The organism is Pseudomonas sp. W4I3 (genome assembly GCF_030816195.1).
Taxonomy (GTDB): domain Bacteria; phylum Pseudomonadota; class Gammaproteobacteria; order Pseudomonadales; family Pseudomonadaceae; genus Aquipseudomonas.
In genome coordinates this window covers 3,164,104-3,188,151 of sequence record NZ_JAUSXS010000001.1, presented here as the reverse complement: position 1 = coordinate 3,188,151, position 24,048 = coordinate 3,164,104, and the positions used below count along the sequence as shown (strand labels likewise).

General features: G+C 57.9%; 24 protein-coding genes and 1 pseudogene. 11 read left to right on the top strand and 14 right to left on the bottom strand.

Going from position 1 to position 24,048, the window contains the following annotated elements:
• Positions 1-2: 2 nt before the first annotated feature.
• On the bottom strand, positions 3-890 hold the full coding sequence (gene iolE / locus QF045_RS14585) for a myo-inosose-2 dehydratase (RefSeq protein WP_306492809.1): 888 nt from the start codon (positions 888-890) through the stop codon (positions 3-5).
• Positions 891-1,041: 151 nt separating this feature from the next.
• Positions 1,042-2,991 (bottom strand): 5-dehydro-2-deoxygluconokinase, encoded by a 1,950-nt coding sequence (gene iolC, locus QF045_RS14580; protein WP_306492808.1) that lies wholly within the window; start codon positions 2,989-2,991, stop codon positions 1,042-1,044.
• Here iolC and QF045_RS14575 point away from each other — a divergent pair.
• Together QF045_RS14575 and QF045_RS14570 are read left to right on the top strand one after the other, a co-directional pair.
• A complete protein-coding gene (locus QF045_RS14575; protein ID WP_306492807.1) occupies positions 2,990-3,115 on the top strand; it encodes a hypothetical protein in 126 nt (41 codons plus the stop codon). The genes iolC and QF045_RS14575 overlap by 2 nt on opposite strands.
• A 161-nt stretch (positions 3,116-3,276) precedes the next feature.
• On the top strand, positions 3,277-4,185 hold the full coding sequence (locus QF045_RS14570; RefSeq protein WP_306492806.1) for a MurR/RpiR family transcriptional regulator: 909 nt from the start codon (positions 3,277-3,279) through the stop codon (positions 4,183-4,185).
• 226 nt (positions 4,186-4,411) lie between these two features.
• Here the strand turns inward: QF045_RS14570 and QF045_RS14565 are convergent, their stop codons facing one another.
• Positions 4,412-5,317: a hypothetical protein gene (locus QF045_RS14565; RefSeq protein WP_306492805.1), complete on the bottom strand. Its 906-nt coding sequence runs from the start codon at positions 5,315-5,317 to the stop codon at positions 4,412-4,414.
• A 390-nt stretch (positions 5,318-5,707) separates the two neighbouring features.
• On the opposite strand from QF045_RS14565, the gene QF045_RS14560 reads away from it, so the two are divergent.
• Together QF045_RS14560 and QF045_RS14555 are read left to right on the top strand one after the other, a co-directional pair.
• Complete coding sequence (locus QF045_RS14560; RefSeq protein ID WP_003219726.1) at positions 5,708-6,391, top strand: response regulator transcription factor; 684 nt, start codon at positions 5,708-5,710, stop codon at positions 6,389-6,391.
• Positions 6,369-7,760 carry a HAMP domain-containing sensor histidine kinase gene (locus QF045_RS14555; protein WP_306492804.1) on the top strand — a complete coding sequence of 464 codons (1,392 nt, stop codon included), beginning with the start codon at positions 6,369-6,371 and terminating at the stop codon, positions 7,758-7,760. Before QF045_RS14560 ends, QF045_RS14555 begins: the two co-directional genes overlap by 23 nt.
• 238 nt (positions 7,761-7,998) lie before the next feature.
• Here the strand turns inward: QF045_RS14555 and QF045_RS14550 are convergent, their stop codons facing one another.
• Positions 7,999-9,600 (bottom strand): murein L,D-transpeptidase, encoded by a 1,602-nt coding sequence (locus QF045_RS14550; protein ID WP_306492803.1) that lies wholly within the window; start codon positions 9,598-9,600, stop codon positions 7,999-8,001.
• 39 nt (positions 9,601-9,639) lie between these two features.
• Here QF045_RS14550 and QF045_RS14545 point away from each other — a divergent pair, with 39 nt between their 5' ends.
• Positions 9,640-10,368 (top strand): murein L,D-transpeptidase catalytic domain family protein, encoded by a 729-nt coding sequence (locus tag QF045_RS14545; protein ID WP_306492802.1) that lies wholly within the window; start codon positions 9,640-9,642, stop codon positions 10,366-10,368.
• A 30-nt stretch (positions 10,369-10,398) separates the two neighbouring features.
• Complete coding sequence (locus tag QF045_RS14540) at positions 10,399-11,145, top strand: creatininase family protein (protein WP_306492801.1); 747 nt, start codon at positions 10,399-10,401, stop codon at positions 11,143-11,145.
• Positions 11,146-11,218: 73 nt separating this feature from the next.
• Here the strand turns inward: QF045_RS14540 and QF045_RS14535 are convergent, their stop codons facing one another.
• A complete protein-coding gene (locus QF045_RS14535; RefSeq protein WP_124386372.1) occupies positions 11,219-11,560 on the bottom strand; it encodes a hypothetical protein in 342 nt (113 codons plus the stop codon).
• Between the two features lie 44 nt (positions 11,561-11,604).
• Positions 11,605-12,249, bottom strand: coding sequence for an ATPase (locus QF045_RS14530; protein ID WP_306492800.1), 645 nt, complete (start codon positions 12,247-12,249; stop codon positions 11,605-11,607).
• A 142-nt stretch (positions 12,250-12,391) separates the two neighbouring features.
• Between QF045_RS14530 and QF045_RS14525 the strand changes: the two genes are divergently transcribed.
• Positions 12,392-12,664 carry a hypothetical protein gene (locus tag QF045_RS14525; RefSeq protein WP_306492799.1) on the top strand — a complete coding sequence of 91 codons (273 nt, stop codon included), beginning with the start codon at positions 12,392-12,394 and terminating at the stop codon, positions 12,662-12,664.
• Here QF045_RS14525 and yfcF read toward each other — a convergent pair.
• The 7 genes from yfcF to QF045_RS14490 form a co-directional block, all read right to left on the bottom strand.
• A complete protein-coding gene (gene yfcF / locus QF045_RS14520) occupies positions 12,639-13,271 on the bottom strand; it encodes a glutathione transferase (protein WP_306492798.1) in 633 nt (210 codons plus the stop codon). The genes QF045_RS14525 and yfcF overlap by 26 nt on opposite strands.
• A 204-nt stretch (positions 13,272-13,475) precedes the next feature.
• Positions 13,476-14,402 carry an ornithine cyclodeaminase family protein gene (locus tag QF045_RS14515; RefSeq protein WP_306492797.1) on the bottom strand — a complete coding sequence of 309 codons (927 nt, stop codon included), beginning with the start codon at positions 14,400-14,402 and terminating at the stop codon, positions 13,476-13,478.
• A gap of 25 nt (positions 14,403-14,427) precedes the next feature.
• The gene (locus QF045_RS14510) at positions 14,428-14,934 is read right to left on the bottom strand and encodes a MaoC family dehydratase (RefSeq protein WP_306492796.1); all 507 of its coding nucleotides are present in this window, start codon (positions 14,932-14,934) and stop codon (positions 14,428-14,430) included.
• 16 nt (positions 14,935-14,950) lie between these two features.
• Positions 14,951-15,805, bottom strand: coding sequence for a CoA ester lyase (locus tag QF045_RS14505; RefSeq protein WP_306492795.1), 855 nt, complete (start codon positions 15,803-15,805; stop codon positions 14,951-14,953).
• A gap of 1 nt (position 15,806) precedes the next feature.
• The gene (locus tag QF045_RS14500; RefSeq protein WP_306492794.1) at positions 15,807-16,970 is read right to left on the bottom strand and encodes an MFS transporter; all 1,164 of its coding nucleotides are present in this window, start codon (positions 16,968-16,970) and stop codon (positions 15,807-15,809) included.
• Between the two features lie 39 nt (positions 16,971-17,009).
• The gene (locus QF045_RS14495) at positions 17,010-18,194 is read right to left on the bottom strand and encodes an aminotransferase class I/II-fold pyridoxal phosphate-dependent enzyme (RefSeq protein ID WP_306492793.1); all 1,185 of its coding nucleotides are present in this window, start codon (positions 18,192-18,194) and stop codon (positions 17,010-17,012) included.
• Positions 18,195-18,464: 270 nt separating this feature from the next.
• Positions 18,465-19,016, bottom strand: coding sequence for a DUF924 family protein (locus tag QF045_RS14490; protein WP_306492792.1), 552 nt, complete (start codon positions 19,014-19,016; stop codon positions 18,465-18,467).
• A 95-nt stretch (positions 19,017-19,111) separates the two neighbouring features.
• On the opposite strand from QF045_RS14490, the gene QF045_RS14485 reads away from it, so the two are divergent.
• Entirely contained in the window at positions 19,112-20,266 is a 1,155-nt protein-coding gene (locus tag QF045_RS14485; protein WP_306492791.1) for a DUF1624 domain-containing protein, read from the top strand.
• Positions 20,267-20,289: 23 nt separating this feature from the next.
• On the opposite strand, the gene QF045_RS14480 is transcribed toward QF045_RS14485, so the two are convergent.
• Entirely contained in the window at positions 20,290-20,919 is a 630-nt protein-coding gene (locus tag QF045_RS14480; RefSeq protein ID WP_306492790.1) for a DNA-3-methyladenine glycosylase I, read from the bottom strand.
• 231 nt (positions 20,920-21,150) lie between these two features.
• Here QF045_RS14480 and QF045_RS14475 point away from each other — a divergent pair, with 231 nt between their 5' ends.
• The 3 genes and pseudogenes from QF045_RS14475 to QF045_RS14465 all read left to right on the top strand — a co-directional run bounded on the left by QF045_RS14475 (position 21,151) and on the right by QF045_RS14465 (position 23,965).
• Entirely contained in the window at positions 21,151-22,461 is a 1,311-nt protein-coding gene (locus QF045_RS14475) for a C4-dicarboxylate transporter DctA (protein WP_306492789.1), read from the top strand.
• A 96-nt stretch (positions 22,462-22,557) separates the two neighbouring features.
• Positions 22,558-23,261, top strand: a pseudogene (locus QF045_RS14470) (FadR/GntR family transcriptional regulator).
• 17 nt (positions 23,262-23,278) lie between these two features.
• Positions 23,279-23,965, top strand: a complete 687-nt coding sequence (locus QF045_RS14465; protein ID WP_306492788.1) for a GntR family transcriptional regulator — start codon at positions 23,279-23,281, stop codon at positions 23,963-23,965.
• Positions 23,966-24,048: the final 83 nt, after the last annotated feature.

The following is a 24,048-nucleotide window of genomic DNA, read 5'->3' as shown; positions in this document are numbered from 1 at the left end:
GGTTAAGTCCTCTCGTTGAGCAGCGCACGCAAGGTGTCATAGCCCTTTTTCGCATAGATATAACTGGGCGCCACGGCCGGGTCCTGCTCGGCCTCGACCACCAGCCAGCCCTCATAGTTTGCGGCCAACAGCACATCGAGCAGCTCGGCAAAATCGATATCGCCATCGCCGGGTACGGTGAAGGTGCCGTTGACGATGCAGTCTGGGAAACTCCACATCTGGTTGCGCGCCAGTTGCACCACGGGTTTGCGCACATCCTTGAAATGCACGTGGCAGATGCGCCCGATGTGTTTGCGCAGCACCTCAAGGGGTTCGCCGCCGCCCATGTAGCAGTGGCCCGAGTCGAACAGCAGGCCGACTTCCGGGCCGGTGCGTTTCATCAGTTGGTCGATGTCCTCGGGGGATTCGACATAGGCGCCCATATGGTGGTGGTAGGCCAGGCGTACGCCCTGGGACAGGGTGAAACGCGCCAGTTCAGTGAGTTTGTCGGCATACGCCTGCCACGCCTGCTCGCTGTGAAAGCGTGGGCGTTCGATCAAGCGGATGCGCGAACCCTGGATCGAGTCGGCGACTTCGCCATACACCAGCACGGTTGCGCCGTTCTGCTTGAGCAACTCGACATGGCCGGCGATAGCATCGATTTCTTCGGCCACCGAACGACGCGCCAGACGGCTGGAATACCAGCCGGAGACCAGTGCCAGATCGTAGGGGCGCAGTACGTCGCCGACGCCTTTGGCGTCCTTGGGGAATTTGCCGTTGAGTTCAAAACCTTCGTAACCGATCTCCTTGCCTTCGCTCAACGCGGTGCTCAGCGGCGTTTCACCGCCCAGCGCCGGCAGGTCGTCGTTGCTCCAGGAGATCGGGTTGATGCCAATTCGGATTGCGGGCATGGCTGCACCTTTATTGTTTTCAGGTATCACTGAGATCTGCTTTCTGTGGGAGGGGGCTTGCTCCCGATAGCGGTGTATCAGGCAAAACTTCTGTAACTGAACTACCGCCATCGGGAGCAAGCCCCCTCCCACATTGGATTGCATTTCACTTTTAGAGCGGTGACTGAGTTCGGGCGCTGCGCCAGGCGGTAATAAGCTGTTCGAAGGTGGCCTGGACACGCTGGATTAGGGTCTCATCATCAATCTCCCCCGCCATCCACGCGCGGCTCGGTTCCTGGAAGATCGTGCGGCCCACGGCAAACCCTCGGCAGGTCGTACTCTGGCTGGCTTGCTGGAAACCGTCGGCGAGGCATTCGGCCGAAGCATTCAGGCCCAACAGCACCACACCACGGCAGTACGGGTCGCGCTCTTCGATCAGTTCGTCGAGCTTTTTCCAGTCTTCGGCCGATTGCGCCTCGATCTTCCACCACGCCGGGTAAATGCCCAGGTTGTACAGGCGCTTGAGGCTGCGATACAGCACATCCGGGTAGGTGGAGGGGTGATCCTTGGGCGGGATCACTTCCAGCAGCAGTTCGTGACCGCTGACAATCGAAGCTTCGTACACCGCCTTGAGTTGCGCTTCCTGTTCCAGGCGCAGCAGCGGTTCGTCATCGGGATGAAATTGCACCAGGCACTTGATGATCTGTTCCTGAGGCCAGGCGATCAGGTTGCTGCCGACCGAGCGACCGTGCTCGAACGCCAGGGGCCGCGAGTTCTGTACTTCCACCGGGCGGGCGATCCACCAGCCGCGACCGCTGGCGGCATTGAGGGCGTCCTGGCCGAAGCGCTGGTCGGCGAGCAGGCCGACGTCGGCTTCTACGCCTTGATCAGCAAGTTTCTTCTCGACGCGTTCGATGGCCTGGATAAACAATTGTTTGGCATCACTGATGCGCGCCAGGTCCTGACCGCCTTTCTGCGCCAGGTCCACCAATTGCCAGCGATGGTCGAAGGCGAACACGAACAGCTGCTTCCAGGTTTTGCGCGGCACGCTGACGCGGTGCAGGCGTTGCAGGGTCGCATCCTGGTCCGGCCGGGTGATCGGTACCGGGCTGTTGAACAGGTACTCCAACTCGGCGGGTGTCGGCATGGCCGGTGCGCAGGCGTGGCGCGACACCACCAGGCCGCCGCAGGCATTGGCCAACTGGCTGCAGCGTTCATCACTGGCATCATTGAGCCAACCGCTGAGAAAACCCGACATAAAGGCATCGCCGGCGCCCAGCACATTGAGCACTTCCACGCGCACGCCGGGGTAGATCGCACCGTCTTCCAGTCGTTCTGGAATGGCGCCGTGGATCACCGTGCAGCCTTGCGGACCGAGCTTGACCACCAGAGTGGCCGGCGTCAGTTCGCGCACGGTACGCAGCGCGCTGAGCAAGTCTTCACTGCCGCCAGCGATCAAGAACTCTTCTTCGGTGCCGACGATCAGGTCGAAACGCGGCAGGATCTTCTGCACATGCTGGCTGACGTTCTGGTCGGCAACGAAACGGGTCTCGCCATCGGCCTTGCCGGCCAGGCCCCATAGTACAGGGCGGTAATCGATGTCGAGCACGCGTTTGACGTTGTGCTTGGCGGCGTAATCCAGCGCCTGGATGCTGGCCTTGTACACGCCATCGGTCGAGAAATGCGTGCCGGTGATCAGCAGCGCTTTACTGGAGGCAATGAAGGCTTCGCTGATGTCTTCGGCGCGCAGGGCCATGTCGGCGCAGTTTTCGCGGTAGAACACCAGGGGGAAGGTTTCACGGTCCTTGAGGCCGAGCAGCACCAGGGCGGTGAGGCGCTCTGGGTCGACCTTGATCGCGCTGACATCGCAGCCTTCACGGGCCAGGGATTCCACGAGAAAGCGGCCCATGTGGTCGTCGCCCACACGGCTGAGCATCGCCGACTTGAGACCCAGCCGCGCGGTGCCGAAGGCGATATTGGCGGAGGAACCGCCGAGGTATTTGGCAAAGCTGGACACGTCCTCAAGCCGCGCCCCCACTTGCTGCGCATAGAGGTCGACGCCCAGGCGTCCGAGGCAAATCAGATCCAATTGACGCCCACTGGCAAAACGAGTCTGGCCCATGCTGGCTCCTGTTATTTTTATCAGCCTGCGCTGTGCCGCCATGACGACGGCAAACGCTCTTGGTGGGGAGCAGACTAGAACGTCCGGCGGCGGCAATCAATATTTATTCCATAATTATTTTTAGTGGAATATTTTTTCCAATAAGCCGGCATAATGCTGCGGCAGCCGTCGTGCATCGTTTCAGCAGCCCACGCGGGCCGTGATGCCGAGGTATTTTTTTGCGCCTACCCTGTAGACTTGCGCCACCCATCAGCGCACCAGACGAACACGCCAGAAGGATTGCCCATGTCCCGCACCGATCCCGAGATCAACCTGGAAGATACAATCGCCAGCCCTCCGATCAATGCCGAGCGCCTGTTGCAGCTGATCACCGACGAATACGAAAGCCTGCCGCGCCAACTCAAGCGCATCGCCAGCTACATGAGCCAGCAGAGCGACCGCATCATGGTCGACCGCATCAGCGATATCGCCCGGGAATGCGAAGTGCACCCCTCGGCCATCGTGCGCTTCTCCCAGCGTTTCGGCTTCAGTGGGTTCAGTGAGATGCAGGCGCTGTTTCGCGAGGCGTACACCCACAAGACCACGCCGGTGCAGAACTACCAGCAACGCATCCGCAGCATGATCGCCAATAAGTCGCAGAAGGCCAGTGGCGGCGACCTGGCGCGCGAGTGCGTCAATGCGACGTTGTCAGGCATTGAACGCCTGGGCATGGAGCTCGACGACGTGGCCTTCGACAAGGCCGTGGACCTGGTGGTCAATGCCGACAATATCTACGTGGTCGGCGTGCGCCGCTCATTCGCGGTGGCCGACTACCTGGTGTACAACCTGCAGCACACCAACAAACGCATCCACCTGATCTCGGGCCTGGGCGGCAGCTACCGCGAGCAGATGCGCAGCGTGCGCGCCAATGACCTGGTGATCGCCATCAGCTTCACGCCTTACGGCAAAGAGACCCAACACTGCCTGCGCATCGCCCAGCATCACCAGGCCAAAACGCTGATCATCACCGACAGCAACCTGTCGCCTCTGGCCAAGCGGGCCAACGCGGTGTTGTTGGTCAATGAGGGTTCGTCGTTTGCCTTCCGCTCATTGAGCGCCACCTTGTGCCTGTGCCAGGCCTTGTTCATTGCGGTGGCGTATCGGTTGGAGCTGAAGGTGGATGAGATTCACGAGCAGGTTGGGTTTGACGACTGAAACGGACTCACCGCAAAACCAAATGTGGGAGGGGGCTTGCTCCCGATAGCGGAGTGTCAGTGACCAGATGTACTGGCTGACACTCCGCCATCGGGGGCAAGCCCCCTCCCACAGGGGACCGAGCCGGGCTCGGGTTTTAGTGCATGAAAATCGCGATCAGGATGATCAGAGGGATCGGCACGCCGAGGAACCACAGCAGTAATGAGCGCATCATGTTCTCCTTGAATTAACGAACGTAGTTTTCGGTTTCGACATACACCACGGCATCCCGGCGGCGACCGCCGAAGGTGGCGGCGAAGCTGGCGAAGAACGCACCGATCAGCAGCGCAACGAAGGTCCACAGCGAGGTATAGGCAGCCACTTTCGCAGCGGTGTCGGCAGCCTGCTTGGCTTTGACCTTGGCGTCTTCGATGGCTTTGCGGGCATCGCCATACACCTTGTCGATACGCGCTTCGGCATCGGCCTGGCTGAGGTTGGTGCGCTGGCTGATCAACTGAGCCAGGTAGGTACGGTCTTCAGGCGCCAATTGGCCGTCATTGCTCAGGGTGCGGGCAAAAATGCGACCGACCACGGCATGTGCGGCGTCATCGCCAACCGCGGCTGGGCGATCATCGCGGAACAGGCTGTCGACGTAATAACCGAAATCACCACTGTGAGCGCCCTTTGCTGCGCTGCCGGCGGCTTGACTCATGCTGCTGGCGGCGCCCGAGGCAACGCTGGCACCGGCTTTCACGCCGCCGCTGACTACGCTGCTGACCGAACCGACTACCAGCATCGCCGTGATCAGTGTCGCCACGGCCCAGGCCAGGAAACCGTGGGCGGTGTCGCGAAAGTACACTTCATCACCATGCATATTGGCCCACTTCACACGCAACCTGCCGGCAATGTAACCGCCAAGGCCCGACGCGACGATTTGGGTGAAGGCCAGCCAGACAATCGTGGAAATGCCAAGCCCCTTGGCGCTCATGCCGCTGTCAGCCCACGGCGATACAGCGGAAAACCCCAGGCCGAAGCCCAGCAGCACCAGGATCAGGGACAGCGCCGCCGCAGCAGCGGCACCCGCAAATATCGCCCCCCAGGAAACCCCTGAGAGCGCGCTCGACTCTTGCAGCGTGGATGAGGACGTGATCATTGTTGTTTTGCTCCAGGCATGAAAAATAGTGTTACAAGTCTCAAAAAGGACAGTGCAGGCAGCGTGCCAGCGTCGAATAAAAATAAAATCCTTATATTTCAGTACGTTAACTAAATTGAACTTCCTAACATCATGCAAGTTGCAAGAATTGCGGATAGGGAGCGGGCGTTATGCATTCCCTGTGGGAGGGGGCTTGCTCCCGATAGCGGTGGGTCATTTTGTGAATGCTTACCTGATACACCGCTATCGGGAGCAAGCCCCCTCCCATACTGAATTGGGCAAGGCTGGGGAGTATCGGTTTTGCCAAATGAAGTTTTATTTAGGAAACATTCAGCAACTTCTTGGCAAAATACCCTCCACTTCTAGTGTGAACGCTCACCAGGTAATCCTATGACCCGTATTTTGACCATCGAGGATGACGCCGTAACGGCTCGCGAGATCGTCGCCGAGCTGAGTAGCCATGGACTGGACGTAGACTGGGTGGACAATGGCCGCGAAGGCCTGGTCCGTGCCGTGAGTGGTGATTACGATCTGATCACGCTCGACCGCATGCTGCCCGAACTGGATGGCCTGGCCATCGTCACCACCCTGCGCACTATCGGGGTGTCAACGCCGATCCTGATGATCAGCGCCCTTTCCGATGTCGATGAACGTGTACGTGGCCTGCGCGCCGGCGGCGATGACTACCTGACCAAACCCTTTGCGTCCGACGAAATGGCCGCCCGCGTCGAGGTGCTGCTGCGGCGTAAAAGCACAGTCAAGGAATTCGAAACCGCGCTGCGCGTGGCCGACCTCGAACTGAACCTGATCAGCCGCGAAGCCAGCCGCGCCGAGCAACCGCTGAGCCTGTTGCCCACCGAGTACAAGCTGCTGGAATTCCTGATGCGCAACACCGGGCAGATCCTGTCGCGGATGATGATCTTCGAGGAAGTCTGGGGTTATCACTTCGACCCCGGCACCAACCTGATCGACGTGCACATTGGTCGCCTGCGCAAGAAAATCGACCCACCGGGCCTCACGCCGCTGATCCGCACGGTACGAGGCTCGGGATATGTCATTGCTGAACCCCTCTAAGGGCTGGCGCTCTTCCAGCAGCCGTTTGCTGGCACTGTACAGTTCGCTGTTCGTGGCCTGGAGCTGCATCCTCATGGGGGTGCTGTACTACGAAGTGTCGGGCTACCTCAGCGACCTGTCGCGCCACTCGCTGATGCAGCGCCAGCACCTGTTCCAGCATTTCGACGGCGAAGAATTGGTCGACGCACTGACCACCAGCATGACGTTCGACATGAAAGGCGTGGACGCCTACGGCCTGTTCGACGGGCAATTTCGCCCCTTGAGCGGGCCGATCCGCGCAGTGCCGCCCGACCTGCCGCTGGACGGCAAGATTCATGCCCTGGCCAACTGCGTCGACTCCGACGACCCGAAACTGCCCAAGGACAGCTGCGACGCCGTGGCCACCCATACCGAAGACGGGCGCTGGCTGGTGTTGGTGCGCGCCAACGGTTCGCTGTTCGGCGTGACCCGGATCATCTGGCACGCCCTGCTGTGGGCACTGTCGCTGACCATCATCCCCGGCGCCGCTGGCTGGCATTTGCTGCGTCGCCGTCCGCTGCGGCGCATTCGCAACATCCAGGCGAGCGCCGAAGCCATCGTCGCTGGCGACCTGACCCACCGCCTGCCTCTGTCCAACCGGCGTGACGAACTGGACATGCTCGCCGCGATCGTCAATGGCATGCTCGACCGCATCGAGAAGCTGATGAACGAGGTCAAGGGCGTGTGCGACAACATCGCCCACGATTTGCGCACCCCGCTGACGCGCTTGCGGGCGCAGCTATACCGCATCAAGCAACAAGCGGAGGAAGACTCGGCGCACGCGGTGAAGCTCGATGACGCAATTGCTGAAACCGACACACTGATGGCGCGCTTTCGCGGATTGCTGCGCATTTCCGAACTGGAAGACCACCAGCGTCGCTCGGGCTTTCTGCTGATGGACCCACTGCCACTGCTGCGCGAACTGCACGACTTCTACCTGCCCCTGGCCGAAGAAGGCGAGCTGGAACTGGTACTGCAGACCCCGGATTCACTGCCCTGGATTACCGGTGACCGCGCCCTGTTGTTCGAGGCCCTGGCCAATCTGCTCAGCAACTCGATCAAGTTCACCCCGCCTGCGGGCAAGGTGATCCTGCGCGCGGTCAATGACCAGGGGAGCACACGGATCGAAGTCCTCGACTCCGGCCCGGGCATTCCGGCAGCCGAACGCGCTTCGGTGTTCCAGCGCTTTTATCGGGTTGATGAAAGTGACCAGCAAGGCGGATTCGGCCTGGGTCTGTCGATTGTCGCAGCGATCATCAACCTGCACGGCTTCAAGCTGGACGTAGGCACCAGCGAACTGGGCGGCGCGCAGCTGGCGCTGGAATGCCGTCAGCAATTAATGCCGGAATAAATCCTGCAAAGGCACGGCAATCCAATGTGGGAGGGGGCTTGCCCTAATGCCAGTCAGTTAAAGCTTTTAGTAGGAGCGAGCTTGCTCGCGAAGAACTCAGGGCCACCGCGTTTATCCAGAATGAACGTGTTGCCTGGTCATTTTTCGCGAGCAAGCTCGCTCCTACAGTGAACCACTTTCGCTTAACTGACGGGCATTAGGGCAAGCCCCTCCCCCATTGGTCCCGAGCCATTCAGCGCTACAGCACACGCCCCATCGCCTTGATCAACACCGGGTCGCGGGCATAGATGTCCGGCGCGTACACCAGGCTGCCCTGGCGATCCACTTCGACCGTCCAATACCCCAGCAGCACCGGTACCGGCGTGGCCAGCCTGAATTCATGGGTCACGCCGGTAGCCAGCAGTTCATCGGTGCGCGTGCGTTCAGCCGGGCTGACCAGCAGGTCGCGCAGTAACAACGGTTGCTCGACGCGCACACACCCCGAACTGAACGCCCGCGGCCCCTTGGTAAACAGTGGCTGGCTCGGCGTGTCATGCAGGTAAACCGAGTAGGGGTTGGGGAAGCGCATCACGATCTTGCCCAGCGGGTTGCGCGGCCCCGCCTCCTGACGCAACAGGATGTTGCCGGGGCGCGTCCAGTCGACCTGATCCGGCGTCAGCGGGTGGCCTTCGGCGTCGAGCACTTGCAGGTTCTGCTGGCGCAGGTACTCGGGATTGAGGCGGATGGCCGGCAGCTTGTCCTCGCGCATGATGGTGGGCGGGATGGTCCAGGTCGGGTTGAGCGTCAACCGCGTGATGCGCGACTTGAGCAGCGGCGTCTGGCGCTCGGCGCGACCTACCTGCAGGCGGGTTTGCCATACCGGAATGCCGCTCTGATACACGCTCAATTGCGCGGCCGCGACGTTGACCACCACCCCTTCGGGTTCCAGATCCTGGGCCAGCCAGCGGAACCGCTCAAGGTTGATGCGCAGCTGATCACGGCGCATCGCCGGGCTGATATTGAGTTCGGCCACGGTGCCGGCGCCGATCACACCGTCGGACTGCAAGGAATGACTGAGCTGGAACGCCTTGACCGCAGCGACCAGTTCGGCGCGGTACTGCTTGGCGCTGCCCTTGGGTTCGACGGCCAGGTAACCGCCGCTGTAGAGCCGACGCGCCAGTTGTGGCACCCGTGGGTCTTCCATGCCGGGGCGCAACAGCGGCCCATCGCCGACCGCCTCCCACTGCGGCAGCGGCTGCTGACGCACGCTGGAATAGGCGTTACGCAGGCTGCGATACAAATCCGCGCTGGGGCGCGCCTGGTCGAACGCCTGTGCCATGTCGTGCAAGCCGGTGGCGGCGAAGGCCAGCACCGCGGTATCTGGATCGACGGCAGGCGGCTGGGAGTGCCAGAGCGGTTCGAAGCGCGATTGCTGCAGACGTCCGTAGTGCAAATCCTGCAGGGCTTGCAGGTACTGCTGACTGACCGCGATGTCGCTGCACAGCACGTTGGCCGTGGCGTCCGCGGTGGGCAGGCTATAGTGGGTGGGGTCCAGGCCGTCGTCGGCCAGCATCAGCAACTGGCTGTGCAGGGCTTGGCGACGCTCATCGTCCGACCACTGCGGCGTGTCGCCCTGCTGCTGATAAAACGCTTGCAGACGCACTTGCGCGCTGGGGTCGATACGCGGCGCGAGCTGGGGGCAGACGCTGGGCAGCTGCGCCAAGGCCTGTTGCAGCGGCGCCAGGTCCACCGGCGCAGGCGTTGTGACCGGCAACGGCTCCACGGGCAGCGCTTCGGCTGTGGCGACCAATGGTGTAACGAGCAGGCAAATGCTCAAGTAACATGCGTGTTTTTTGAACAATTGACTTAGCTCCACTCCACAGCGGGGACTCGACTGTAGATGCTGACTTTTATGCGCCGGCTCGGCATAACCAAACTGGGCTTGATCACCGGCAGCCTGGCGTTATTGAGCAATGTTGCGCTCGCCGCCAATGGCCCCCTTCCTTCTTTGTATAGCAGCCTTGCGCGCTCGGCTCCAGAACTCAATCCCATCGTCCTCAAAAGTGCCCTGAGCGCGGTACAGTGCGCCGTCAGTAACGGCGAGGAACGGTCCGACCGCCTGGCAGTGATCGACTACTCCCAGCCCTCAACCGCCCGTCGGCTGTGGATCTTCGATCTGCGCAAAAAGACCCTGGTACTGCGCGATCTGGTGGCCCACGGCGCCAAGTCGGGCGAAAACTTCGCCACCGAGTTTTCCAACCTCGAGGGCAGCCACCAGTCCAGCCTGGGCCTGTTCCGCACCCAGGAAAGCTACCTCGGCACCCACGGCTACTCGCTGCGCATGGACGGCCTGGAGCCTGGCTTCAATGACCTGGCCCGGGACCGCGCCATCGTGATTCACGCCGCCGACTACGTCAGCCCGCTGTGGAGCAAGCGCGAAGGCCGTATCGGCCGCAGCCAGGGCTGCCCGGCGGTGCGCCCGCAAGTCGCCCGTCAAGTGGTGGACAAGCTCAAGGACGGCCAGTTCATGTTCTCTTGGTACCCTGACCAGCGCTGGCTGAAGTCGTCGGCGTATCTGAACTGCAAACCCCAACAGGTGGCGAGTAGTCGTACAATCCGTGGCGGATAGCCTGTCCCCACCGATAAAAGAGAGCGTCGCATGCTTCTACATAAATCCACCTGGATCGAGATCGGGCAGTTTCTGGAGCGCAGCCGTACGGTGGTGATCCCCATCGGCTCCAACGAACAACACGGCCCTACCGGCCTTCTGGGCACCGACTGGATGTGCCCGGAGATCATCGCCGTCGAGGCGCAGAACAATGCCGATATCCTGGTCGGCCCCACCTTCAACATCGGCATGGCCCAGCACCACCTGGGCTTTCCCGGCACCATCTCGCTGCGCCCTTCCACCTTCATCGCCGCGATCGGCGACTGGGTACGCTCGCTGGCCGGGCATGGTTTCGACAAGATCCTGTTCCTCAACGGCCACGGCGGCAATATCGCCACCATCGAAGCGGCGTTTTCCGAACTCTATGCCGAGGCCAGCTATGCCCGCCGCCCGGCCGGGTTCGCGCTGAAGTTGGTCAACTGGTGGGACCTGGAGGGCGTCACCGACCTGGCGCAGCGCCAGTTCCCGGTGGGCCATGGCAGCCACGCCACGCCGTCGGAGATTGCCGTGACGCAATGGGCCTATCCGGACGCGATCAAGTCGGCCGATTATTCACCGAAAATCGCCAACACCGGCCCGATCCGCGAAGCGCTGGACTTCCGCGCACGCTTCCCCGACGGCCGCATGGGCTCGGACCCGGCGTTAGCGACGGTGGAAAAAGGCGGTGAGTTAGTGGCGCTGGCAGCGCAAGGGCTGATCAAGACGGTGCACAACTTCAGCAACGAAGCAAAACCCTGAATCGAACGCCATCCAAATGTGGGAGGGGGCTTGCTCCCTCCCACATTTGATCTGTATTGATTCTGGGCCTGGCTTACTTGCAGTCCTGCGCAGCCTGCTCGAGGCGCGATGGCTTGAGCGCCGACGCCAGGGGTTTGCGCTCATACAGAAACACCTTGGTGCCATCCTGGGACTTGTACGCTTCCAGCACATCATCGGCTGCGATCTTGCTGGTCAATAGCACTTTGGCGTGACGCGAGTTCTGGGTCACGGTGGAGGTGATGCCGTGCTTTTCAAGCTTGGGCAAAACGCACTGCACATAGCCTTCAGGGGTCTTGGCGGTTTGCAGGGTCAGGGAGGGGGCGTTCGGAGCCGTGATACAGCCGGTCAACAGCAAGGAAGCAGAGGCCAGGGCCGGGGCGAAAAAAGAGCGCATAGACATTCCTGAAAATAACCAATAGATCCCCATCAATCCGCGTATCAACCGGCGCGGACCAGGGCTTTTAGCGATGCGTCAAACTGCTTCAAGGCATCTTGTTGTACATCTCGCTGCTGCTCGATCTGCGCAGCAATCTCGAGTGCAGACTTGTCATGCACCCATACCGACGGCACCTGCTTGTCCACCGAGCCTTCGGCCTTGGCGATGTACTGCAGGTCGGCGTCATAGAACCGCGCGGTAAAGCGCGCCTCGACCACGTCGTTACGCTGGGTCAGCAATTGGTTATGGGTATCGAGCACCACCACCACGTCCGGATGCGCCTGCACCAGGTCGTCGAGGCTGGCATAGACGGTTACCGAAACGAATGTGCCTTGCAGGGAGTTCATCAGCCAGTCGATGGCCAGTTCCGGATCAGAGCTGTTGACGAACGCCTCGCGGATGCGGCCATCCAAGGCATCCTTCGCGCCATTCATGGCCATGGCATGGTAGCGTTCAAGGTAGCTCTGGTTGTCGCGTGTGTTTTCGCTGTACAACACGCCAACCGACTGCGCACGCTGCAGGGAGTTTACGCTACCTATGAGTGGCAGCAAATGGCCCGTACGCAGCTCGTCAGCAATCGCCGGGTTGGCCAGCACTGCACTGCCGAGCATCAGGGTCATCAAAGCAAACTGGATTATCGTCCTCATCGCGCATTTCCTTGAGCAGCGTTTCGATGAGCGGATTTTGCGCTTTTGCCATAAAAACAGAACTTGTGATCCTTGATGGTGACTATCATTTGAACCGATAGTGTCAGGCAGCCCAGCCCCATAAAACTATAAGGACCGTGCCATGAAGCCTCACCAGAAAACCTTCGACCGCATCCGCGAAGCCGTACTGCCGGAGTTTCGCGAGCGGGTCGCCGAGTACCTGGTCGACTATGAAAACGTCCTGCTGGACGAGACGCGTGGCGCCGACGAGCAATCCTCCAGCGCCCAGCAACTGCGGGGTTACCTGCGCGGTTTGAACACCACCCGCGTGCTGGGCATGGCGGACTGGGAAGACCTGGACCGGCGCGTTGCGCAAATCAACGAACGCGCTATACCCCAGGGCGTGGCTGGTTGACCCATTCCTGCACCGACGGCCGCTGCCACTGGCGCCGGGTATAGGCCACCAGCTCGGCAGGCACGGCGTCACCATTGAGAATCAGGCGATTGAGCATCACGGCCAGGTCCACGTCGACGATCGACCAGTTGCCGAACAAATAATCCGGGTTACCCGCCAATAACCCCTGCGCCACACAGATCAACTTTTCGGCCGCCGCCTGCGCCACTGGCGACAGGGGCGGCATCTGCTGCCCGCAGAACACCACCAGCGTCGAACGCTCCTGGCGAATCGGCAGCAGGTCGCTGCGCAGCCATGCCTGCACCTGACGCGCCCTCGCCCGCTGCTGCCGATCCGTCGGATAAATGCGGGTGTCGGGGTGGGCCTCATCCAGGTATTCAGTGATCGCCGAAGATTCCGACAGCGAGAACTCGCCTTCTTCCAGCGTCGGCACCCGCTGGGTCAGTGACAACCGAGCGTATCCCGCGGCCTGATGCTGGCCGGCCTCCAGGTCCAAAGGCACGGTCTCGAACGCCAAGCCCTTTTCCCGCAAGGCGACAAACACCGACATCGCGTAGGGGCTGGTAAACAGCGAATCAACGTAGAGGCGCAGCGGAAGGTGGCTCATGGACGATCTCCTTGAAATGAGGCCTAACGCTACGAGATTCGGGGAAATAAAGACAATGCGCTGTTTTTATGGGGGCATTCCTGGGGGGAATAGCGCCAGATCCGTACCGGGTGGCTAACGCGCCTTATACGATTTTGCAAAGTAAGGTGCTAAACAGGACCTGCAGAATGCTTAGGCCTGCCCCGGCAAGATTGATCAATAACACTAGGCATTAAGCAGTTTCAGTTTCTTCAATATAGCCACACAAATACATGCATCCTGAAAAGCAGTACCCACCGAAGAGAAAATTGTCGTTTTACTCTGATACTGCCTGTCATTTTCACGCTGCAGCATTTCCGAAATTGAAATCGCGGTGCGATGATAGGTACCCGCTTCTCGGATCGCCGCCTCTCGATCCTCAACCAGCAGTATTGAACGAGAAACCAGCTCCAATGGAAATTCACGTGAAGTCGTCGTGTGTTTTCCAATTGCATTCACATGAACGCCGTTCCGTACATCACTACTGGAAAATAACGGTTGAGCGCAGGTGGTAGCGGTACATACTATGTCAGCATCCTCAACTGCAGTTCTTACATCCTCACAGTCATTGAACGTCAAATGTTTGGGAAATCTGCCAAGAGCGCACGCAATAAAGTTTCTGACGTTTTCTTTGCTTCGAGAGTACACAGCGACGTTCTCGATGTCTCTCACGCACAGAACAGCTTCAAGCGCGGCCATCGCTTGATCTCCAGTACCAATAACAGCCACATTTTTTGAATCTTTGTGTGCGAGCAAATCAGTCGCGAGCCCAGCAGTGGCACCGGTTCGCAAAGAGGTAACGATAGCCGCATCAATCAGCGCCTTTATCTGCCCATTCGAACCGTCCTGTACGACAATCACACCATTAATTGATTTAAAACCGTTACAAACATTCAATAGATGGTGGGCTACCACCTTGACAACAAATAAATTATCACGCTTGGAAAAGAATGGCATCACTCCAAACGTGGCATTTTGCTCGTTAACTCTGATCAAAGTGCGAGCCGGATGATGATCTGATTCATTGTAATCACTATAACCCTCACGCAACGTCGAAATGGCATCATGCATACTAATAGCACTCTCTAAATCCGACTTACCTAGAATCTTCACGTTCACTCCATCTCACGCGCAAGCCCTAGGCGAGCCCGATTAAAAAACTTCGCTGACATGAAAAAAATACCTCACCGCAAGATTTAACACCTTTCGTGCGGACGGTAACAATTCCTTGGCCGGGACGACTTTCCGAGCACCGCTTCGCTACAACCTCACTTTCGGCATAGATTGTGTCTCCTACAAATACGGGCGCTAAAAGACGCACGTTATCCCAGCCGAGATTCGCAATACCTTTCTTGCTAGTGCTCGCCAAACTCATCCCACCAACGATCGAAAATGTGACCAGACTGGAAACCAGGGGCGCGCCAAACGCTGTCTCCTTTGCATAATCCGAATTTATGTGCAAAGGATGATTATTCATACAGATTAAAGACATCCAAGTATTATCAGAGTCAGTAAGAGTGCGACCTGGTCTATGCTCATAAATATCCCCTACGCAAAAATCTTCAAAACTGAGGCCGTGTTCTTCGCGATAGCGCCCAGGTGAGACTTCAACCAATTTGCTTAACGCCTTGAAGGAGACACCCATAAGTTTCATCGCCTTTTTATGTTTTTTTATTTATAACCATTTGCTGAGTGGCAAGTAGTTTCTCCGCTAAAACTGCAAACGGTGGCCCTATCATATCCCCATCGATAGATGCTATTGCCGTAGGTAACTCAGGTGACTCCAAGCAGGCAAAAATAGCTTCGGCTCGATCCAATTCTTCTTGTGAGGGAGAAAATAATTTGTTAATTAAAGCCACCTGCGATGGATGAATTGCAATTTTACCTGAATAACCCAACGATTTAGCTGACTCAATTTCGTCTTTCAACCGCGTCTCACACCGCAGATTGAAGCATGGCGTATCTATCACTTTCAAACCTACGCTCAAGGCAGCGAGTGCCATCTCACATTTTATTTGCATCAAGGCTGCTTTAGAAATACGAAAGCTGATTTCAGACGACAAGTCAGCGCTTCCTAAAATCAAACCATGCAGATTCATAGACTCATTTATAATTGCATCGATACGGCGCAACCCCTTTAAAGTCTCTACAATTCCAAAGCATTGCGTACGTCCCCCTGCAGCCGACATCAACTCTCCTAGGACCCGCAACTCACCGGAAGACTCCACCTTTGGAACAACCAAATACTTCGGAACAATATTATTGTCCATTAAAAATACCAGATCCCTGATACCCTCCGGTTTGGAGGGCGCGTTAATCCTGACTGCAAGATTACATTGATGCCATATTGAACGGTCTAACTTCAGAAGTTTTTCACGCGCTAATGATTTCTTGTGAATAGGGATGGAGTCCTCCAGATCCAATAGCACAATGTCCGCTGTAGATTGAACAATTTTTTGCTCAAGCCCTTCCTTCAAAGCTGGAATACACAGCCAACTTCTAACCAGCATATCCATATCAAGTCCTTTTTATTGACAAACACATGGTCACTATCACACCAGCACTGGATAAACCGAGGGTCAGCAGCGCCACGCTTGACAGCCCAAGAGGAATAAACGCTGCTGCCACCGTCCCGAGTAATAGCGCTAACATCTGCTGAAAAAAACTAAACAACATCATCGCCTCCATGCCTGAAAATTTCTGTACGGCCATCGACGCGACACACGGGTACGTCACGGCCTGCGCATACCATATTGCTAAATATGCCATGACCGCCGCGTGCCGCCCTACGTACCCTAATGTCGCCAATAAAAAAATCGAAACCGCCGCGACCATCACACTTATGGTCAATACTGACAGAGAAAAAGTACTCATTGAACGCAATGCCAACCTCACGGACAGAGCCCCAAGAAAGTAGGCGAGCCCTAACCCGACGCCAAAAAGTCCGTAGTCGGAACTTTCCCACCCCAACAGCAAATTAAAAACGTATGCGCCCACGCCTTGATGGATAACAAACACCCCATAACCACACCCACCCACCACCACGGGCAAATAAAACGAGCGCTGAACTATAATATTTGCGAAAACAAAACCACTGACTCTGCGTCGACCACGAGCATCAAATAAACATAAAACCTTCCTTACAGGCAACAGCAGGGACACGATTAAGACCGAGCCGAACGCCATAGTTAACGAAAGCGCTTTCCAGCTAAAAAAAGATACCAGATAACCACCTACAACCTGGCCGACAATTAACGCAAAAACAAACGCATATGACAGAAGCGACAAACTTCTAGCTAAATCTACCCCCGAATATATCTCAGCCAGTAACGCCCGTCCTATCAGGGCCGCACCACCTCCGCCAACCCCTTGCATCATTCTGGAGAAATAAAGAACATCAGAGTCGGAAGCCCACATTGACAAGACACTTCCGCTGAAAAGAGCACAACAAAAACCAAGCAACACGGCCGAACGACCGAAACAATTAATAGTACGAGATGCAAATATTAGCGGAATGGCTCCCCCCCCTAGATACATAAGCAAGGAAGTATAGCCTTCTGCCTCACTCATATTCAGCGATTCAACAATGCTAGGCGTGGCAGGCAGATAAAGCGTAACGCCCAACTGAGCCATCATCGTCGTGCTGCACGCTAACACCTGCAGCCTTGTATTTGAACGCACTCTACATTCTCCAATGCGATTTTACCCATGTGCAAAAAGTTAAAGCACTGATTTCACAACGGCACAAAATTTCTCGAGGTCAGACTCATCAAGATTGGCCCTCAACATCACTCGCAAGCCGGGCGAGTCCTTTGCAACAACTGGATAAAACAGGGGAGATGTGTAAAAGCCCTCGCGCATCAGTTCTGCCGCAGCTGAAATTGCATGAACTTCGTCTGCCATTGGAATTAGGCGTATAGGAAGCCCATCTCCAAGTGCCGCACTGGGAACAAGCTCATCAAACCTGTTTATTTTTTCAGCCAGCCTACATTGAAGGACATTTATCTCGTCAGACGCATGTATTCGAACAGAAGCCAAGATCGCGCCTAAACCCGCTGTATTGATCCGCTGCGACCATGAGAGAGGCCCACCGAACCTCAATAAGCTCGAGGTTTTAATCGAGTCATCAAAAAATATGACACCTCCCGAACCACCAAATCCCTTATTCAATGAAGCGATAATCATCGTATGGGCGTTCACCCCTCCCATTTCCTCAAGAACCACGCCTCGCCCATTGCGTCCTTTAATCGATAAACCATGCGCTTCATCGTATAATACGAACACGCCATACTTATCTTGCAAGCTCATCAGGTCTTTTATTTTTGCGGCCCCTCCAGTGCTATATACACCGTCCGCAACATAGGCCACTCTGGAGTTTTTTTTGCAACAATCTTCCAAAAAATTCAGGTCGTTATGTGGCGCTGTCAACACTTGGGTTTCATCGGCGCAAATGGGTTTCATCAAGTTCAAGCAAAAATGCGCGGACCGATCAAAAACCATCACCGGTGGTTTATTTCCTGTAAGAAAACCTGCCGCCAACAAAGGTAGCATTGCTGATGCCGCCGAAGCACAAGAGGAGGTCGTCAGCGCATTCACGGAAAACAATTCCGACAACGCGACCTCCACCTCCTCCAGCAAAGGCAGTTTGATTCGTACCCTTGAGATAGAAGAATTCAGAACACCTGTATTTTTTAACGCAGAAAGACCTCCTTCTAAAATAAACGGGTTCGAATCCAGGCCTAAATAGGAGTAAGAGCACATGTTTATAAAGCGTTTCCCGTCAACCTCCATTACGCCATTACCGAGATTACCGGCAACAATGCCACTCACACCTGCTTTTTCTGTTCGATCCCAAAAAGGGTTGCCTGCCGAGGAGATTTTTCGAATATTAGAATAACTGTTCATGCATCTACCTATCCATGTCGAGGATGACGAGTCAGTAGTAATACTTGAACACGAAGAAAACATTTACAAGGAGGCCAGTTATAGGACCCCACTCAAAATCATGTAGGCAAATTCCTCAAGTAACAAAGGGAACCTTCATGGTGATAGGCGAAGTTCCATAATACGTTCAAAACGCTGCCTCTCCAGAAGCTATGCTCCCCGAAGTCATGGCTATTTAGGTGCAACCGATCGCGCTGATAAGGCAAAACTCACCAACGCGTCCTGAGGCATCTATCCCGCGAAGCCTCCCTCATCCAAAAAAATCTGCTCCGCCGGTATGGTCTCCCTCCCCAACACCGCATTGCGATGGGGAAACCGCCCAAACCGCTCGATGATCCGGGCGTGTTCCTTGGCCCAGTGGTAGGTGCTGGCATCCAGAAGCTGGTTAAGCGCAATGGAGCGCTGCTGGTCCTCAAGGTCTTCCGAGTGCTCGAACGGCAGGTAACAAAACGCGCGCAGCTCGGGTTCGATCAAGGCGTCCAACCCGGCGTCCACCATCCGTCGTGCATACAGGCGCGCCAGCGGGTCGGTGGCGAACATGTGCGCCGTGCCGCGGAACGCGTTGCGCGGGTACTGGTCCAGCAGAATCAATAGGGCCAACGCGCCATAGGGCGACTCCAGCCAATCCTCCAGTTCACGCCGCGCCGCTTGCAGGTGGGCGGTATAGAAAGTGTCGCGAAACAGCGTGTCGAACCTGTCGTCCTTGGCGAACCAGCGCTTTGGGCCCGCCTGTTTCCAGAATTCGATGACGGCTTCGGCCGAGGGTGTGTCTGCGGGTGTCATGGTGCCTCCAATAAGTTCGCTTCGCGGCGCGGCAAACTGTCGATTAATGTTATAGGATAACGCTAATTTTTCGCCCGACCTTGTGAACCGACCCCGTGACTGATGCTGTTGCGCTACGCCCTCGCCTGCTTTCCATCGACGCCCTGCGCGGCCTGGTGATCCTGTTCATGCTGCTCGACCACGTACGCGAGACGTTCCTGCTGCACCGCCAGGTGAGCGACCCGATGAGCATCGACACCACCGAGCCGGCGCTGTTTTTCAGCCGCACCCTCGCCCATCTTTGCGCACCGGTGTTTGTGCTGCTCACCGGTTTGTCGGCCTGGCTGTATGGTCAGAAATACCAAAGTCGACGCGCGGTGTCGGCATTTTTATTCAAGCGCGGGCTGTTTCTGGTGGCGTTGGAGTTCACCTTGGTCAACCTCGCCTGGACTTTCCAGTTGCCGCCCAGCGTGATTTACCTGCAAGTGATCTGGGCGATTGGGGTCAGCATGATCGCCCTCGCCGCGCTGGTGTGGTTGTCGCGCCCGCTGCTGACCACCTTGGCACTGGCGATCATTGCCGGGCATAACCTGCTAGACGGCGTGCATTTCGCACCCGGTTCGGCACTGCAGGTTGTGTGGTCGATCCTGCATGAGCGCAGTTGGATCGAGGTGTCAGACAGCCTGCGCCTGCGCGTGACTTACCCGGTGCTGCCGTGGGTCGGCGTGATTGCCCTGGGCTACGGCCTCGGGCCGTGGTTTGCGAATGCCGCGCTGCCCGCCGTGCGCCAGCGTTATTTGCTGCTGGCGGGTGCAGGCGCGCTCCTGGGTTTCGTACTGTTGCGGGTGGCCAACGGGTATGGCGAAAAACCTTGGCACGCCTATGAAAGCGCCGTGCAGACAGGCATGAGCTTCTTCAACATCACCAAATACCCGCCTTCGCTGTTGTTCCTGGCGCTGACATCGGGCATTGGCCTGTTGTTGTTGCTGGCGTTCGAACGCGCCGGGCAGAAACGCTGGATCAGCGTGCTCGCGGTATTTGGCGCGGCGCCGATGTTTTTTTACCTGCTACACCTGTATGTCCTGAAAATCCTGTATGTCGCGGCTGTCGCCGTGTTCGGGCTTAATCATGGCAATTACTTGGGCTTCGACAGCATTGGCACCGTATGGCTGGCCGCGTTGGCGCTGCCGCTGGCGCTGTACCTGCCGGTGCGCTGGTTTGCCGGATTGAAGGCGCGGCGCAGGGATATCACCTGGCTCAAATACCTCTGACACATCGGCGTGCGCTCAATGACTCAGGGTCGTTGGAATTGGTCGCGCAGCGCGTCGATACGCTCACGACAGACGCAACCCTGCAGGTGATCATTGACCATCCCCATCGCCTGCATCAGCGCATACATCGTGGTCGGGCCGACAAAGGTCCAGCCACGTTTCTTCAGGGCCCTGGATAACCGCACCGAGGCCGCCGACGTCGGGTTGGCCTTCCAGTAAGCCATGTCCACCACGGCCGGGCGCTCGTGTGGGCCGGGCTCGAACGACCACAGCCAACGCGCCAGCGAACCGGTCTCGCTCACCAGTTCGCAGGCCCGGCGTGCGTTGTTGACGGTGGAAACGATCTTCGCCCGGTTGCGCACGATACCGGGGTCGTTCATCAAGAGCTCGATATCCGCCTCGCCATACTGCGCCACCTTGTGAAAATCAAAACCGTCGAATGCCTGCCGAAACTGCTCGCGCTTGCGCAAAATGGTGATCCACGCCATCCCCGCCTGAAAACCTTCCAGGCAGATCTTCTCGTACAACTGGATATCGTCTGCCACGGGCACGCCCCATTCATGGTCGTGGTAATGGGGATATTGCGGCGCGGCGTTGCGCCAGGCGCAATGGGTGCGCCCGGCGTCGTCCGTTGTCAGTCCTGTTGGGTCCATCTGTCACCTCGCGTACCGAGCACGGATGATACGCAAAAAAAATTCTGCCCCGCCAACCGCTCAAGCATCGCACTTGCCGACCCACTGGTCAGACCGGGGCCCATCAGCCACCGAATATTTGCTTGTAGTTTGAAAAAAACCGAGCGTAGACTGGCCCGGCACTGGACTTACCGGTAAGACCACAACAATTAAGCCCTGGAACCACCAGGGCACCGAATAGAGATCCTTCCCATGCTCAGATGGTGCTCGCGTTCGATTTTCCTGCAAGTCGTGATTGGCCTGATGCTAGGCGTCATTTGCGGCCTGGCCCTTCCCGAATTCTCCTCGCAACTCAAACCCCTGGGTGACGGCTTTATCAAGCTGATCAAAATGTTGATCGGCCTGATCGTGTTTTGCGTGGTGGTCAGCGGCATTTCCGGCGCCGGCGACTTGAAGAAAGTCGGGCGCATTGGCCTGAAGTCAGTGATCTACTTTGAAGTACTGACCACCGTCGCTCTGGTGCTCGGCCTGATCATGGCCTTCAGCACCGGCATCGGCAGCGGCGCTAACATCCACCTGGAACAGCTCTCCTCCGCCGGCCTGAATGAACTGGCCGACAAGGGCCAACACATCCGCGGTACCAGCCAGTTTCTGATGGAGCTGATCCCCAACTCGGTGATCGGTGCCTTTGCCGACAACAACGTGCTGCAGGTGCTGTTGTTCTCCGTACTGTTCGGCAGCGCGCTGAACCTGGTGGGTGAAGCGGCTTCGGGCATTTCGCGGCTGATCAACGAACTGAGCCATGTGATCTTTCGCATCATGGGCATGATCGTGCGCCTGGCGCCGATCGGCGTGTTCGGCGCCATCGCGTTCACCACCAGCACCTACGGCCTGGACTCCCTGCAACACCTGGGCAGCCTGGTGGGCCTGTTCTACCTGACCTGCTTTGCCTTCGTCGGCCTGATCCTGGGCCTAGTGATGCGCCTGTCCGGCCTGCGCATGCTGCCGCTGCTCAAGTACCTGCGTGAAGAGCTGCTGATCGTGATGGGCACGGCTTCCTCCGACGCGGTGCTGCCGCAGATCATGCGCAAGCTCGAGCATCTGGGCATCGGCAGCTCCACCGTTGGCTTGGTGATCCCCACCGGCTACTCGTTCAACCTCGATGGTTTCTCGATCTACCTGACCCTGGCCATCGTCTTTATCGCCAATGCGACCGGTACCCCGCTGTCGATGACCGACTTGCTGACCATCCTGCTGGTATCGTTGATCACCTCCAAAGGTGCACACGGTATTCCGGGCTCGGCGCTGGTGATTCTGGCGGCAACGCTCACGGCGATCCCGGCGATTCCAGTGGTCGGCCTGGTGCTGGTACTGGCGGTGGATTGGTTCATGGGGATTGGTCGAGCCCTGACCAACCTGATCGGCAACTGCGTCGCCACCGTGGCCATTGCCCGCTGGGAAAAAGACATCGATATCCAGCGCGCCAACAAGGTGCTGGACGGCCAGCAAGGCTATGCCTTCCAGGCCAAGAAGCCGGTGGTGCCGGCGCATCAGGAGTTCTGAAAATGGCATAGATCAATGTGGGAGGGGGCTTGCTCCCACACTTTGATCTTCAACAGCTTGACTAGCGTGTTCGCAATTTTAAGGAGTGCATGAGACGTGATCAGCACCTCGACCGTCGTCAATTCAGTGGTAGAAAAACTGCGCGCCGCCCTGGCGCGTGGCCAGTGGCGGCGTGGCGAAATGCTCCCCGGCCAGCGTGAACTGGCCGAACAGCTGGGCATCAGCGCCGGCCGAGCCTGCGCGAAGCGGTGATTGTGCTGGAGACCCTGGGCCTGGTGCGTTCCATGCCTGGCAAAGGCGTGGTGGTGCTGGAAACTAGCATCAGCGAGCCGCAGTCGAGCGACGCCGTGGCGGACGCCAGCCTGGAAGACATCCTGCAGCTGCGCTACACCCTCGAACCCTTCATCGTCGGCCTGGTCGCCCAGTCCATCAGCAGCAAGGAGATCGGCCAACTGCGCCTGACCCTGATGGACATGCGCGAAGCCCTCGAGGCCGAGGATGCCGAAGCCGGCATGAACGCCTATATCGACTTTCACGAAGAACTGTTCGCCCTAACCTCCAACCCGATCTTCCAGAACGTGGTGCAACAAACCAGCAACGCGCTCAAGCAAAGCGCCCAGGTGCTGCGCAATTCCCCTGAGCATCTGGCCGAGCGCCTGCGCGAAAACGAGGCGGTGGTACGCGCCATCCGCAACAAGAACAGCGCCCTGGCCAGTGCCGAAATGCGTCGGCACATCCTGCAGGAAGGCCTGCGCATGGGCATTCGCTTGAACATCCCGGACGACCATCTGGGCAGTTGATATCTTGGAGAACGGCCATGAACGCTCCCGCGCTGCAACGCAACCCTATCCTCCCCGCACTGCGCCTGGTGGCGGGCAAGAAGCCTTCGGTCGATGACATCTACCCTCGCCTGTTCGATGCGATACTCGAACAGCGCATCGCCCCGGCCAGCCGCTTCACCGAAGAAAGCCTGGGTGAGACCTTTGGCGTAAGCCGCAGTGTGATTCGTCGCGTGCTGGCCAAACTGTCCCACCAGCAAGTGGTGATCCTGCGCCCCAACCAACGCGCCCAAGTGGCGGCGCCGGATGCCCAGCAGACTCGGCAGATTCTCGAAGCGCGGCGCATGACCGAAATCACCGTGGTGCAACTGGCGTGCGCGCAGGCGACCGGCGCACAGGTGCGCCAGCTACGGGAATTGATCAGCCGCGAACGCGAATGCATCGAGCGCGACCAGCGCGGGCCGGCGATTCGTTTGTCGGGGGAGTTTCACCTGCTGTTGGCCGCCATCGCCGGAAATGGCCCGTTGGCACAGTTCCTCAACAGCCTGGTGCCGCTGACGTCATTGGTGATTGCCCAATATGAAGCGAAAGCCTGCACGTATTGCGCGTGGCAGGAGCATGTGGCGATTGTGGATGCGATTGAGCAGCGGGATATGAGTACGGTGGTGAGCTTGATGACCCAGCACCTGGATCACTTGGAAAGCAAATTGCTCAAACACCCTTGAGCTGATCGTTCCCTCGCTGCGTGGGAACGATCAGAATAAATGCCGAGCCAAATGTGGGAGGGGGCTTGCTCCCGATAGCAGTG